We start from the raw sequence: 13,104 nt of genomic DNA, 5'->3' as shown, positions 1-13,104 counted from the left end.
GCTTCGTCCTCGCGACTGCCCCTTCGAGTCCCGCCCGCACAGCAACCGCGCCTCACGCCTCCCCAGCCTCGTCAGTCGCCTCCGCTTCGCTCCGGCGACTGACTCCCTCGTGCGGTCGGTTCGCGGCCCTGCGGGCCGCTCACCGGCGCACGCCGACGCTGCGTGTCTCTCGGACGATCCGCCTTTATAAATATCGGCGAGCGCGCCCGCAGTCCTACTCGTCGCGGTCGACGCGGACGACGTCGACGAGCGAGTAGACCGGGACGCCGTCGATGTCGTCGTACCCCATCTTGTCGACGAGGACGACGCACGCGACCGGCTCGCCGCCCTGCTCGCGGATCGCGTCGATCGACTCCCGCATCGTCGTCCCCGAGGTGATGATGTCGTCGACGACGTAGCAGTCGCGGTTCCGGATCGCGGCGAAGTTCCGCGAGAAGCCGCCGCCGTGCTCGTCGATGTCCCCCTCCTCCCACTGGTGTTTCGCGGGCGCGTACGTGCCGAGGTCGGTGTCGAGCCGGTCCGCGACCGCGGTCGCGAGCGGCGCGCCCGCCTTCTCGATGCCGACCGTCAGGTCGACCGCCTCGCCCTGCTTGGCCAGGAGGTCCGCCATCGCGCTGGCCGCGTAGCCGAGGCGGGTCGAGTCGCGCCCGAGCGCCGACCAGTCGACGTGGATGTCGGCGGAGGCGGTCGCGTCCGCGGCCTCCGCGCTCTCCGCCCCGCCGCCGCGCTCGACCAGCCAGCTCGCCGTCTCGCGGGAGACGTTCAGCTCGTCCGCGATTTCGCCCTTCGAGAGCCCCCGCTCGGCGAGCTCGGCCGCGCTGTCGATGAGGTCGTCAACGTTCTTCATATGCGCCGAATTCGACCGCCGTTTTAATAGTCGTGTCGTCATCCGCGAACGCGGCCTCGAAGTCGTCGAGCCCGTGAATTCCCGTCACGAGATCGCCCAAGAACGACTCGGGGAGCGCCGCGAGCGACTCGACGGCCGACTCGAAGTGGCCGTACCCGGAGTTGACGCTGCCGACGAGCGCCTTGTTGTGGAGGACGAACTCCCGGTGGAGCCGGCCGCCGTCGACCTCGAACTCCCAGTCGCCCGGGACGCCGAGCAGCGCGCCGACGCCGTTGGGCGCGAGCGCCTCGATGGTCTCGAAGGCGTGCGGCGCGTAGCCGGTCGCCTCGAAGACGAAGTCCATCGGCTCGTACGCCTCTGGGACCTCGGGGACCGCGGTGTCGTTGGAGTTCACGTACGTCGCCCCCAGCGACTCGATGATGTCGATCGTCGGGTCGGGGCGCTCGCGACGCCCGAGACAGTAGATCCGATCGAACTCCTCGTCGAGCGTCGCGACCGTCAGCAGGCCGAGCGAGCCGTTGCCCAGCACGAGCGCCGACTGGGGCTCCCAGCCGAACGCCGACCGGCTGGCGTACGCGTGCTCGATCGCCTTCTCCGCGATCGATATCGGCTCCACGAGGAACCCCCACTCCGCGAGCGCCGGCGGGATCTCGACCAGGAACTCCGCCGGGCTGGTGAAGTACTCGGCCATGAAGCCGTGCGCGCCGACGATGCCGCGCTCGTGGTACTCGCCGTCCGGCGCCATGTCGGGCTCGCCGCGCGCGAAGTACTCGTTCGCCCCGTTCGGCGGGCGGCGCACCGTCGGAACGACGACGTCGCCGGCCTCGAACGGCGTGTCGTTCGGGTCCTCGACCACGCCGACGGCCTCGTGACCCAACACGAGGTGGTCCTCGCCCGCGGGCGTTCCCCCGTGACCGCCGGCGATGACCTCGTGGTCGGTCCCGTCCACGCCGACCCGCAGGGTCCGAACCAGCGCCTCGCCGGGCGCGGGCTCCGGTCGCGGCTTCGCTGTCACGACCGGTTCGTCGGCTCCCTCGTAGACGGCAATCGCGTTCATATCCGGACCCAAGCGGTCAGTCACCAAAAGATTTCTTTTATTGTGAGTAAACACGTGCGTCGGACCCCCGTGGAGTTTTCAGTCGTTCGGGCGTACTCGATGGCGTGTGCACACTGACTCTCGCGTGGCGGACGTTCGGCGACGCCCCCGTCGCGCTCGCGGCCACCCGCGACGAGGCGCTCGACCGCCCGAGCGAACCGCCGACGCTCCGAACGGCCGACGGCGACGGCGTCCGGTACGTCGCCCCGCGCGACGCCGAGGCCGGCGGGACGTGGATCGGCGTCTCCGAGGGCGGCCTCGTCGTCGCGGTCACGAACCGGTGGCTCGACGCCGACCGCGAGGGCGACCGCTCGCGCGGGCTGCTCGTCCGCGACTGCCTGACGGCCGCCTCCGCCGAGGACGCGGTCCGGGCGGTCGAGCGCGAGCTCGACGAGCGCGCGTACGACGGCTTCAACCTCGTCCTCGCCGACGGGCGGGCGGCGTTCCTCCTGACGTACGACGGCGGCCTCGCCGTGACCCGACTCGACCCGGGCGTCCACGTCGTCGGCAACGTCGGCGGCGTGGTCAACGGTGCGGAGCGGTTCGCGGTCCCCGAGCGGCGGCGGGAGTTCGGCGAGGAGCGCGCGGACAGCGCCAGGCGGATCGCGGCCGCGCTCGTCCCGGAGCCGGGCGAGACGGGCGCGTCGTGGCTCGACCGCGCGAGCGGGGTCCTCGCCGACCACGAGTACGGCGCCTGCCTCCACGGCGAGGAGTTCGGAACCCGGTCGTTCACCCGGATCCGGACCGGCGACGACCCCGCGGTCGCGTACGCCGACGGCCCGCCCTGCGAGACGCCGACGAAGGCGGTGTCGCTCCCCGAGGACTTCGTGCCCGCCGGCCGGTGAGACGAGCCCCGTGCGGCCGCGAGGCGTCCGACCGGAAAGCCAGTTTTAAGCGATTCGGGAGGCGTGAGAGAGTATGAGCGCGTCCGAAATCGAGTCCGACCTGTCGGCGGACGAGCGCGCCGGTCTCGAACTCATCCGCGAGACCGGCGGCATCCACCAGAGCGACTTCTGGAAGGAACTCGACGTCTCCTCGCGGAAGGGGAGCCGCATCGCCGAGTCGTTGGAGGAGGCCGGGGTCATCCAGCGGGAAGACACCGTCTACGACGGCCACAACACCTACTACTTGGAGCCCGCGCCGCGCGACCTCGACTTCTCGCTTTTGATGGCCGACGACATGCTCTCGCCGTTCATCGGGGAGGAGGAGGTCGACGCGCAGGCCGACGCCTTCTCGCAGTGGATGATGAATCTCGCCTACGAGGAGTACTGACGCCGAACTGCTCGGCTTTCCCGCTCGGTCCCGACCTGAATCACACGCGACGACCAGAAGGCGTCGACGCGGCGCTTTTTACCCCCGACGTCGAACCGGACGCCCGTGAACCGAGCCCTCCCGCTCGCGACCGGCGTCGGCCTGCTCGCCGCGCTCGGCGTCTACGAGCTCGTCCCGTACCTCCCGACCGCCGTCGGCACGGCGGCCGTGTACGCCGGAGCCGCCTACTTCTACCTCGCGTTCGACGTCTCGCTGCTCGCGGCGGCGCCGCGGTTCGAGGGGCGCACCGACCGGATCGGTTACGGAGTGGGGCTCTTCGGTCTGAGCGTCACGCCGCTTCTGTTCGGCCACTACGCCGGCGAAGACGCCGCTGTCTTCGGGTTCGTGGTCGCGTTCTTCGGTGCGGTGGCCTTCCTCACGCTTAGCGAGCAGGCGCGCCGGACCGACGACGAGACGGGGTGACGCCGGACAGACGTGCGGCGCGGCGCGAGCGCGGGCCGACCGCGCCGCGGGGTCAGACCAGCAGGAAGGCGAACAGCGCGACGCCGGCCGCGAGCGTCAACAGCAGCACGCTCCGACCGATGCCGGCGCGGATCTCCACGTCGACTCCGGCCCGCGAGAGCGCCTCCCGCGGGTGGCTCGCGGTCCGCATCGTCGCGCCCGCCAGCGCCATCGTCGCGCGGTCGACCGCGGCCCACAGCTCCGTGACGCCCCACACGGAACCCCGCCCGAGGTAGAACGCGGCCGGGAAGATGACGCGGTCGACGTCCGGCATGCGGTGGGCGAGCCAGCCGAGCGGGCGCTTCAGCGCGAAGAAGCCGACGAACCCGGCGATCAGCAGCGCCGCGCTCTCGATCAGGTGGCTCTGACTGTACGGCTTGAAGTACACCTCGTCGCTGAGGATCAGGTCCGTGAACGGCATCAGCTCGATCAGCTGGGTGTAGAAGACGCCGAAGAAGACGCACGCGCCCGCGGCCAGCAGCATCCCGGCCGTCTGGAACGGCGTGGCGTCGTCCGGCGACAGCGTCGCCGAGCCGTGGAAGAACATGTAGTAGCCGAGCTTGATGAACGACATGAACGTCCCCACGCCGCCGAGGACGAGCAGCCACCAGAGCAGCCCGCTGTCCAGGAGCAGGATGTAGTTGTGGACCTCGTGGGCGGAGTCGAGCACCATCCCCTTCGAGATGAACCCGTTGAACCCCGGCACCGCCGTAATCGAGGCCGCGCCGACGAGGTAGACGAGGAAGGTGACGGGCATCACCTTCCAGAGGCCGCCCATATCCCTGATGTCCTCGACGCCGGTCCGGTACACCACGACGCCGACCGCCATGAACAGGAGGCTCTTGTAGAGGACGTTGTTGAACAGGTGCGCGAAGCCGCCGGTGACGGCGAACTCGCCGACCGCCGTGGCGAGCCCGAACCCGGCGAGCATGTAGCCGAGCTGGGCCTGGATGTGGTACGAGAGCAGCCGGCGCGGGTCGTACTGGAGCAGCGCGAAGAACGCGCCGTAGACGGCCATGAAGCCGCCGAGGTACGCGAGCCACATGCCGCCCTCGGGGAACGCGCGGTACATCACGTACGCCGCGGTCTTCGTCGTGAACACCGAGAGGAACACCGACGCCGCGACGTGCGGGCGCGGGTAGGTGTCCGGCAGCCAGCTGTGTAGGAAGATGAACCCGCAGTTGATCCCGATGCCGACCGCCGCGAGGGCCGTCGCCGCCGGGTCGATTCCGGCCGTCTCCGAGAACAGGAACGTCCCGGCGTTGACGAAGTGGACGACGACGGCGGCGAGCAGGATGGTCCCGCCGGTGCCGTGGAAGAGCGCGTAGCGGTAGCCCGCCCGCACCGCCTCGCCGCCGTGCTGCCAGACCAGCAGCGTCGAGGTGACGGCCGTCAGCTCCCAGAAGAAGACCAGCGTGAGCCAGTCGCCGGCGTAGATCGTGCCGAAGGTCGTGGCGACGTACAGCAGCGCGAACGCCGTCACCCACGTCGGCGCCTCGCTGCCGTAGGCGTACAGCACCGCCGCGGTCGCGAGGAAGCCGACGACGACCCCCATCAGCAGGGAGAACTGGTCGACGTTGAAGAACACGACGTCGAAGCCGAGGAACGTCGTCGCGAGGTGCGCGCCCGTCCCGCCGTCGCCGAGCAGCACCGCCTGGACGAAGGTGAGCGCCGTCGCCAGCGCGGCCACCGCGTGGCCCGCCCGCCGCGGCAGCGCCAGCACCGCCAGCGCCGCGAACGCGAGCAGGACGTACGGCGGGACCGCCGTGAGGAGGCTCGTGGGAACCGTCACGGGCGCACCACCCCCTCGGGGAGCCGCGTGTCGACGATGAGCTCGATCAGCTCCAGGAAGCCCATCTCGTAGGGGATCACGCCGAGCAGCACCGCGAGCGTCATCGCGGCGAGGATCGGCCCGAGCGTGAACCAGGTCGACTCGCGCCCGCGGAGCGCGTCGAGCCCGGCGATGTGTTTCCAGCCGCCGGCCGGCGGCCCGCCGTGGTGACCGTCGTCGTGCGTGTCCGCGTCGTGACCGCCGTGCGGATCGTCGTCGTGGTCGCCGTGCGGATCGTCGGGGCCGCGGTCAGCTTCGACGGCATCCGCCGAGGCCGACTCCTCCGGGTCGGCGCGTCCGGGACCGAACGGCACGTCCGCGTCGGAGGGGCGCTCGTCGACCGCGTAATCGCCCGTGTCGACGCGCTCGGCCGGCTCCGAGAAGTCGCGCTCGCTCGCCGCGAAGTCCGGCCGGACGACGCCCTCCTCGTCGGTCGGCAGGTCGTCGAGGTCGGCGTCGGGGATGTCCGACTCGTCGACCCCGTCGGCGGCCTCGGACGAGGGGTCGTCTCCGTCGCCCGCGTCCGCGACGATGTCCTCCACGTCGTCAGCCGATCCCTCGTGGTCGTCGTCGTTTTGGTCAGCGTCCCCGTCACCTGCGCGGCCCCCGTCGGTCGCGGCCACGATCGAGCGCGACTCGCCGCCGAGCGGGAAGTCGACGAGCGGCTTCGCGTCGTGGGCGTCCTCCGCCTCGAAGAAGGCGGTGTAGATCACCGGCCAGAAGTAGGCGATGTTGAGCACGCCCGACAACAGCAGCGCGCCGACGAGGTAGTACGCGACCGGGGTGAAGTTCATCCCCATCCGCACCCCGCCGATCAGCATGTAGTACTTGCTGACGAAGCCGGCGAGGAGCGGGATCCCCGCCATCCCCAGCGAGGCTATCGTGAACGCCCCCATCGTCAGCGGCATCCGCTTGCCGATCCCCGCCATCTGGGAGATGTAGTCCGTGTGGGTCGACACGTGGATGTTGCCCGCACAGAAGAACAGGGTGAGCTTCATGAACGCGTGCGCCGGGATGTGGAGCAGCGCGCCCACGAGCCCGTACCAGCCGAACAGCCCGAGCCCGAGGATGATGTAGCTCAACTGGCTGATCGTCGAGTAGGCGAGCCGGCGCTTCAGGTGGTCCTTCCGCAGGGCGATGAGCGAGGCCGCGGTGAGCGTGATCGCCCCGATGGTCGAGAGGACGAGCCCCGCCGTGAAGCCGAACGGGAGCGAGAGATTGTAGACGAGCTCGGGGCCGAACACGTCGAGGACGACCCGCGAGACGCCGAACGCGCCGGACTTGACGACCGCGACCGCGTGGAGCAGTCCGGAAACGGGGGTCGGCGCCACCATCGCCTCGGGGAGCCACTGGTGGAGCGGCATGATCCCGGCCTTCACCCCGAACCCGATCGCGAGCAGGAAGAAGGCGAGCATCGCCAGCCCGGGGTCGGCGTTCGCGAGCGCCGCGATGCCGCCGGCGGTGAAGTCGACGGAGCCGGCGAGCAGGTAGACGAGCGCGGTGCCAGCGAGGACGAGCACGCCGCCGCCGAACATCGTGTACGCGAGGTACTTCCGGCCGGCCGAGCGCGCCTCCGCAGTCTCGTCGTGCGCGACGAGCGGGTACGTCGCGATCGACAGCAGCTCGTAGAAGACGAATATTGTCACGAGGTTGCCGGCGAACGCGATCCCCATCGTCGCCGCGAGCGACACCGCGAACGCCGCGAAGTACCGGGTCTGGTTCGGCTCGTCGAGCCCGCGCATGTAGCCGATGCTGTAGAAGGAGGTGATTATCCACAGCCCGCTCGCGAGGAACGCGAACAGCATGCCGAGCGCGTCCGCGCGGAGCGCGAACTCGATCGGCGCGCCGATCCCGGGGAGGAACGCGCCGGCCGACCACTCGAACACCGCGCCGTCGAGGACCGCCGGCAGCATCGACGCGACGATGCCGAACTTCGCGAGCGACGCGACGAGCGTCCACCCCTCGCGGACGTTCGGCGAGCGGTACGACGCGACGATGAGGAACGCCGCGACGAACGAGACGAGGACCGCCAGCAGGGGTCGTGGGTCTGAGAGTACAGCGTCAGTCATGCGAAGGCCTCCGTGAGGAACGGGTCGAACCACTCCGCGAGCGCGAAGCCGCCGAAGCCGAGCGCGACGGTCGCAAGCACCGCCAGCCCGAGCGCGAGCAGCGGCGCCGTGGGCACTCGGTCGGGGACGAGCGACGACCGCGGGGCGCCCTCGACGGGCGCGGGAAGGCCGTCGGCGGTCTTCGCGGGGGACGCCTCGCCGCCGTCGGTCGCCGCGTGGTCATCTCCGCGCCCACCGTCGTCACCGGTCCCGGGAACTTCGCCGTGGTCGCCCGGGAGCCCCGCGCCGGCGAAGTAGAACCGCTCTAGCAGGCGCGCGACGTACGACAGCGTGAACAGCGTGCTGACGAAGATCGCCGCCGCGACCGCGATCCCGACCGCACCCCCACCCGCGAGGCCGGCGTCGACCGCGCCGACGCCGATGTACCACTTGCCGAGGAAGCCGATCGAGGGCGGGATCCCGACCAAGGCGAGCCCGAGGACCGCGACCCCGCCCGACGTGTACGGGGCCGCGCGCGCGGCGCTCGCGAGGTCCTCCATCTGCCGCGTCCCGTAGCCGAGCGCCAGCAGCCCGATCCCGAGGAACAGGCCGAACTTCATGATCCCGTGACCGATCAGGTGGACGATCCCGCCGAGCAGGGCCGTCTCGTTCGCGAGCGCGACCGCCGCGCCGATCATCCCGAACTGCGCGACCGAGGAGTACGCGAACATCCGCTTGAGGTTCGACTGCATCGCTGCGAGCGCGGAGCCCGCGACGATCGAGACGGTCGAGACGACGAGCAGCGCGGTCGCGATCCCCTCGTTGGCCGCGAGGAAGTCGACAGTGAACACGGTGTACGTCACGCGGATCAGCGCGTACGCGCTCGTCGTCGAGACGAGCGCCGCGACGATCGTCGTGACCGAGTCCGGCGCGCGCTGGTAGGCGTCCGGCTGCCAGGAGTGGACCGGGAAGATGGCGATCTTCAGCGCCAGCCCGGTCACGATGAACGCGTAGCTCGCGCGGACGAGCGGGTCGCCGTAGCCGGCCTGCGCGACGATCTGCGCCTGGACGTCGAGCATGTTCAGCGTCCCCGTCGCGAGGAAGACGTAGCCGACGCCGAGCAGGTACAGCGAGGCGCCGACGGTGCCGACGACGAGGTACTTCAGCGAGGCGTACGCGCTCGCGCCCGACCGGTCCGAGGCGATGAGCGCGTACGTCGTCAGCCCGGTTATCTCGAGGAACACGAACAGGTTGAACAGGTCCCCGGTGAGCGTCATCCCGACGAGTCCGCCGACCAGCAGGAGGTAGGCGCTGTAGAAGGGGTTCCCCCGCGGGCCGGCGACCCGCGCGAACGCGAGCGTCGCGACCGACACCGCGGCGACGAGCAGCAGCACCGCCACCGTTAGCCGGTCAGCGACGAGCTCGATCCCCACCGGCGGCAGGAAGCCGCCGAGCGCGTGGTCGAACGGGCCGTTGGCGACCACTTCCGCGGCGATCGCGGCCGCGATCCCGGCCACGGCCGTCGTCCCGACCGCGGCGATCGGCCAGCCGACACGGTCGTACCGGAGGCCGAGCGCCAGCGGCAGCGTCGCCGCCACGATGGGGACGACGACCGCGAGCGGCAGGAGGACGTCAGTCATCCGTCTCACCCCCTGCGCCGGGCGCGGCCGTCGCCCCGTCGGTCTCGGGCGCCGCGTCGGCGGCAGGCGCCCCGTCGGCTCCAGACGCCCCCGCCGACCGCCGCGACGGGATCGACCCCTCGTCGCGGAGCAGTTCGCGGAGCGTGTCGGTCCGGAGCGTGCCGTACTCGTCGTAGATCCGGATACACAGCGCGAGCGCGACCGCGGTGAGGCTCACGCCGACGACGATGGCGGTGAGCACGAGCACGTGCGGCAGGGGGCTGACGTAGAGCCCGTCCTCCGGACCGCCGGTCGGGACGATCGGAATCGATCCGCCCTCGACGTACGCCGAGGCGATGAACAGCAGGAATATCGCCGTCTGGAACAGGTTGAGACCGATGATCTTCTTCACGAGGTTCTTGTTCGCGATCATCATGTAGAGGCCGATGCACAGCAGCAGCGCGAACGCGACGTACGCGTGTCTCGTCGCGAGGATCTCGACGGCGCCGGCGGCCGATGCGGGCACCGAGCCAGCGATTCCGGCGAGGTCAGCCGCGCCGGTGAGCGCGGACACTACCGCTCACCCCCGTCGGTCGCGGCCGGACCGGGCGTTCCCGGTTCGGTCGCCCCGTCGTCGGTCGACTCGTCGCCCTCCTCGGTGCCGGGACCTTCGCCGACCTCGTCGTCGAACGCGTCGGCGTCCGCGAACCCGCCCGCGTCGCTGAACCCCTTCGCGAGGACGAGGAACAGCCCGATGAGGACGCCGGCGACGATGGTGCCGATGCCGAGGATCTCGACGCCCTCCATCCCGTACTTGACGGGGTCGGGGATCGGGAGCAGCTCGTACTGGAGGAACGCGCCGCCGAGCGCGACCGGGACCAACCCGATGCCGGCGAACACGAGCGCGCCGCCGACCGCGAGCGCGACGACGACGGTGTTCGCGAGCCACTGCCGGGTCGCCTCGATCCCGAACGCGAACGCGATCATGAACACGACCGCGGCCACGATCGCACCGCCCTGGAACCCGCCGCCGGGCGAGCCGGCGCCGTGGAAGGTGACGAACAGCCCGTAGGTGAACGCGAACGGCGCGACGATCTTCACCGTCGGCATGATCACCTGGCTCTCCGTGTACGGGCTTCCCTGTCGGCGCTCCGAGTCGAGTCGGCCGTCGCTGCGCGGCGGCCGGTCGCGACCGAACCCGCCGCCGGACGCGAACTCGGAACCGGCGGTGTCGCCGGCTTCTGCTGCGTCGGTGTCGGCAGCGGCGCCCGTGTCGGAACCCGCGTCGGCGTCGCCGCCGGCGTCTGTGCCGCTCATGCGAACACCTCCCGGTGGAGGACGATGAGGGCGGCGATCCCGGCCGCGAACACGACGACCGCCTCGCCGAACGTGTCGAACCCGCGGAACGCCGCCAGCACCGCCATCACCGTGTTCTCGACGTGCGTCTCAGCGTACGTCTCCGCGATGTACCACTGGGTCACGTCCGGGTTCGACCAGATCGGCGCGTCCGCCGATCCCACCGCCGGAATGTCGCCCATCGTGAGCATCAGCCCGGCGAACAGCAGCCCGGCCGCGCCGGCCGCGGGCAGGTTCACCGACTCGAAGGCTGCCTCGTGGTCGAGGCGGGTCGTCTTCGCGAGCGTGAGCAGCAGCAGCACGGTCGTCACCCCGGCGGAGATGGCGGCCTCCGTCATCGCGACGTCCGGCGCGCGGTAGAACGTGTACAGCGCGGCCATCCCGAGGCTGTAGGCGCCGAAGATGATCACCGCCGCGAGCACGTCGCGCGCCAAGGCGGTGAACAGCGCGGTCAACACCACGAAGACGAACAGGCTCGCCTCGATGGCGGTGACCTGCGCGACCACCGGCGCGCCGAGAGGGGCGGCCGACGCGAGCGCCCCCGTCATCGGCGGTCGTCCCCCTCGACCCACGGCACGATTCCCTCCTCGAAGGCGGCCCGCGCGATGGCGTGGGCCGCGGTCGGGTTCGTCACGAAGATGAAGAACAGCAGGAGCACCGACTTGAAGCCGGCGCCCGCCAGCCCGACGGTGAGCGCGACGGCCGCGAGGCCGAACCCAGCGCCGAGCGTGTCGGCCTGCGACGCGGTGTGCGCCCGCGAGTAGACGTCCGGCAGCCGGAGGACGCCCACCATCGAGACGAACGAGAAGAACAGCCCGAGCAGCGTGAGCGCGACCACGAGCCACACGCGGGCCGTCTCCGTCATGGCGGCGGCGGTCACAGCACACCACCCCGCTCGACGGTGAACTTCGAGATGGCGATGGCCATCAGGAAGTTGAGCAGCGCGTACACCAGGGCGATGTCGAGGAACGTCGGCTCGCCGAGCGCCGCGCCGAGGATGGCGAGGATGACGACGGTGTTCGTCCCGAGGACGTTCACCGCCAGCACCCGGTCTTGCATCGTCGGCCCGACGACAGCGCGGTACAGCATGCCGACGGCGAGGACGGCGAAACCGGCGGCCGCGACGAGCAGGAAGTCGCCGAGGGTGTAGCCGGCCGCGAGCGAGGCGTCCACGAGGCTCATCGGTCGGTCACCCCGTCGGCGTCGGTCGAGTCGTCACTCGACTCGACCTCGACGGCCGCGCCGCCACTCGATTCGGACTCGACGCCCGATCCCGGATCGCCGCCGTCGGCGGCGGCGATTGGCAGCTCCTCGGTGGCGTCGGGGCCCTGGAGGATCGCGACGTCGTCGCGCTCGCGCGGGGACGGAAGCCGCGCGGCCCGGCGACCGTAGTAGACGAAGCGCGTCCACCGCTCGAGCGGGCCGTCGAACAGCCCCTCGCGGGCCCACGGGACGAGCGAGTGGACGTAGAGGTCGCTGTCGCGGGCGCGGACGGTGAGCGTCCCGGGCGTCAGCGTGATCGAGTTCGCGAGCGTCATCAGCGGGAGGCCGCTCCCCACGATCACCCGCATCCGGTTCAGCGTCGGCTCGATCGGGAGCCGCGGGTCGAGGATGACCCGGGCGACGACGAGGTTCGCCTTCACGATCTCGAACAGCAGCACGGGGACGTATATCAGCCCGCGGACGATCCGCATCGGGGTCCGCGGGAACGCCGGGTCGGAGTCGAGGCTCACCCGCGAGAGGGTGATCGAGACGACCGCCGCGGTCGCGACGCCCGTCACGGCGTCGAACCAGTATGTCGGGTCGCCCAACAGGAGGTAGAAGGCCAGCGAGAGCCCGAACAGCGCCACGAACCGGCCGGTCGTGGCCTCGGTCCGGAAGCGCTCGCGGCGCGTCGGCCGGTCGACGGGCGCGGTCTCGACCGACAGCGGCGTGTTCGAGAGCGCGAACTCCAGCGGCTGAAGCAGCGTCGTGTTCCCCACCGGAGTGTACTCGGGGTCCAAGACGACGCGGTCGGCGTCGTTCGCCTCGGCATACTCCGCGAGGACGCGGACGTAGTCGTCGGCGCCGAACAGGTAGCCGTCGGCGCCGAGCACCGCCATGACGACCTCGACGTCCGGGGCGCCGGGCGCCTCGGAGTCCTCCAGGTCGGCCCTCGCCCACGCCGCCGCGCGTTCGAGCACGCGCTCCGCGGCGGCGGCCCGCTCGTCGCTCTCCGGGTCCCCGTTCCGCCACGAGGCGATCTCGACGAGGTGGAGCGCCGACGCGCCCTCCGTGGCGGCGGCCTCCGCGATGTGCGCGATCGTCGAGCGCAGCGTGGAGCTCGGCTCGACCGGAACGATGACCGCGCCGGACGCCGGCGCCGACGCCGCGTCCGAATCCGAGGTCGCCTCGGGGTCGGCCGACGCCTCGGTGTCCGGGTCGTCGTCGCCGGGCGACGGGCCGGCGTCAGCCACCCACCACACCTCCCACGGAGCCGTGCGTGACCGTCTCGTTACACATGTGTTTCTCTACCCGTTTGGTCACCCTACCGC

At 71.0% G+C, this 13,104-nt stretch carries 14 protein-coding genes; 3 read left to right on the top strand and 11 right to left on the bottom strand.

Annotation, left to right across the window (positions count from 1 at the left end; translation table 11 throughout):
* Window positions 1-214: 214 nt before the first annotated feature.
* Both gfcR and C466_RS09410 read right to left on the bottom strand, forming a co-directional pair.
* The gene (gene gfcR, locus C466_RS09415; RefSeq protein WP_004598210.1) at window positions 215-847 is read right to left on the bottom strand and encodes a transcriptional regulator GfcR; all 633 of its coding nucleotides are present in this window, start codon (window positions 845-847) and stop codon (window positions 215-217) included.
* Window positions 834-1,904, bottom strand: coding sequence for a glucose 1-dehydrogenase (locus C466_RS09410; RefSeq protein ID WP_004598211.1), 1,071 nt, complete (start codon window positions 1,902-1,904; stop codon window positions 834-836). The genes gfcR and C466_RS09410 overlap by 14 nt, the downstream gene beginning before the upstream one ends.
* A gap of 104 nt (window positions 1,905-2,008) precedes the next feature.
* Between C466_RS09410 and C466_RS09405 the strand changes: the two genes are divergently transcribed.
* From C466_RS09405 to C466_RS09395, 3 genes are all read left to right on the top strand, one after another.
* Window positions 2,009-2,788, top strand: a complete 780-nt coding sequence (locus C466_RS09405; protein ID WP_004598212.1) for an NRDE family protein — start codon at window positions 2,009-2,011, stop codon at window positions 2,786-2,788.
* Between the two features lie 73 nt (window positions 2,789-2,861).
* Window positions 2,862-3,215 (top strand): helix-turn-helix transcriptional regulator, encoded by a 354-nt coding sequence (locus tag C466_RS09400; protein ID WP_004598213.1) that lies wholly within the window; start codon window positions 2,862-2,864, stop codon window positions 3,213-3,215.
* A 105-nt stretch (window positions 3,216-3,320) separates the two neighbouring features.
* Complete coding sequence (locus C466_RS09395; RefSeq protein WP_004598214.1) at window positions 3,321-3,677, top strand: hypothetical protein; 357 nt, start codon at window positions 3,321-3,323, stop codon at window positions 3,675-3,677.
* Between the two features lie 52 nt (window positions 3,678-3,729).
* Here the strand turns inward: C466_RS09395 and C466_RS09390 are convergent, their stop codons facing one another.
* The 9 genes from C466_RS09390 to C466_RS09350 are packed head-to-tail and all read right to left on the bottom strand — an operon-like array spanning window position 3,730 to window position 13,026.
* Window positions 3,730-5,508, bottom strand: coding sequence for a Na(+)/H(+) antiporter subunit D (locus C466_RS09390; protein WP_004598215.1), 1,779 nt, complete (start codon window positions 5,506-5,508; stop codon window positions 3,730-3,732).
* Window positions 5,505-7,616 (bottom strand): cation:proton antiporter, encoded by a 2,112-nt coding sequence (locus tag C466_RS09385; protein WP_004598216.1) that lies wholly within the window; start codon window positions 7,614-7,616, stop codon window positions 5,505-5,507. The genes C466_RS09390 and C466_RS09385 overlap by 4 nt, the downstream gene beginning before the upstream one ends.
* Window positions 7,613-9,235, bottom strand: coding sequence for a proton-conducting transporter transmembrane domain-containing protein (locus C466_RS09380; RefSeq protein WP_004598217.1), 1,623 nt, complete (start codon window positions 9,233-9,235; stop codon window positions 7,613-7,615). The genes C466_RS09385 and C466_RS09380 overlap by 4 nt, the downstream gene beginning before the upstream one ends.
* A complete protein-coding gene (locus C466_RS09375) occupies window positions 9,228-9,788 on the bottom strand; it encodes a cation:proton antiporter subunit C (protein ID WP_004598218.1) in 561 nt (186 codons plus the stop codon). The genes C466_RS09380 and C466_RS09375 overlap by 8 nt, the downstream gene beginning before the upstream one ends.
* Entirely contained in the window at window positions 9,788-10,531 is a 744-nt protein-coding gene (locus C466_RS09370) for an MnhB domain-containing protein (RefSeq protein WP_004598219.1), read from the bottom strand. Before C466_RS09370 ends, C466_RS09375 begins: the two co-directional genes overlap by 1 nt.
* Complete coding sequence (locus C466_RS09365; protein WP_004598220.1) at window positions 10,528-11,118, bottom strand: DUF4040 domain-containing protein; 591 nt, start codon at window positions 11,116-11,118, stop codon at window positions 10,528-10,530. The genes C466_RS09370 and C466_RS09365 overlap by 4 nt, the downstream gene beginning before the upstream one ends.
* The gene (mnhG, locus tag C466_RS09360; protein WP_004598221.1) at window positions 11,115-11,450 is read right to left on the bottom strand and encodes a monovalent cation/H(+) antiporter subunit G; all 336 of its coding nucleotides are present in this window, start codon (window positions 11,448-11,450) and stop codon (window positions 11,115-11,117) included. The genes C466_RS09365 and mnhG overlap by 4 nt, the downstream gene beginning before the upstream one ends.
* Window positions 11,447-11,752, bottom strand: coding sequence for a cation:proton antiporter (locus C466_RS09355; protein ID WP_004598222.1), 306 nt, complete (start codon window positions 11,750-11,752; stop codon window positions 11,447-11,449). The genes mnhG and C466_RS09355 overlap by 4 nt, the downstream gene beginning before the upstream one ends.
* Window positions 11,749-13,026 carry a monovalent cation/H+ antiporter subunit E gene (locus C466_RS09350; RefSeq protein WP_004598223.1) on the bottom strand — a complete coding sequence of 426 codons (1,278 nt, stop codon included), beginning with the start codon at window positions 13,024-13,026 and terminating at the stop codon, window positions 11,749-11,751. The genes C466_RS09355 and C466_RS09350 overlap by 4 nt, the downstream gene beginning before the upstream one ends.
* Between the last annotated feature and the right edge of the window lie 78 nt (window positions 13,027-13,104).

The organism is Halorubrum distributum JCM 10118 (genome assembly GCF_000337335.1).
In the GTDB taxonomy this organism is placed as follows: domain Archaea; phylum Halobacteriota; class Halobacteria; order Halobacteriales; family Haloferacaceae; genus Halorubrum; species Halorubrum distributum.
This window is presented reverse-complemented; position numbering and strand designations above follow the sequence as displayed.

Excerpts from the sequence above, each read along its gene's own strand:
- C466_RS09370 (WP_004598219.1), bottom strand. The coding sequence starts at position 10,531 with ATGAGCGGCACAGACGCCGGCGGCGACGCCGACGCGGGTTCCGACACG.
- C466_RS09385 (WP_004598216.1), bottom strand. The coding sequence starts at position 7,616 with ATGACTGACGCTGTACTCTCAGACCCACGACCCCTGCTGGCGGTCCTC.
- C466_RS09410 (WP_004598211.1), bottom strand. The coding sequence starts at position 1,904 with ATGAACGCGATTGCCGTCTACGAGGGAGCCGACGAACCGGTCGTGACA.
- gfcR (WP_004598210.1), bottom strand. The coding sequence starts at position 847 with ATGAAGAACGTTGACGACCTCATCGACAGCGCGGCCGAGCTCGCCGAG.
- C466_RS09380 (WP_004598217.1), bottom strand. The coding sequence starts at position 9,235 with ATGACTGACGTCCTCCTGCCGCTCGCGGTCGTCGTCCCCATCGTGGCG.
- C466_RS09355 (WP_004598222.1), bottom strand. The coding sequence starts at position 11,752 with ATGAGCCTCGTGGACGCCTCGCTCGCGGCCGGCTACACCCTCGGCGAC.
- C466_RS09365 (WP_004598220.1), bottom strand. The coding sequence starts at position 11,118 with ATGACGGGGGCGCTCGCGTCGGCCGCCCCTCTCGGCGCGCCGGTGGTC.
- C466_RS09400 (WP_004598213.1), top strand. The coding sequence starts at position 2,862 with ATGAGCGCGTCCGAAATCGAGTCCGACCTGTCGGCGGACGAGCGCGCC.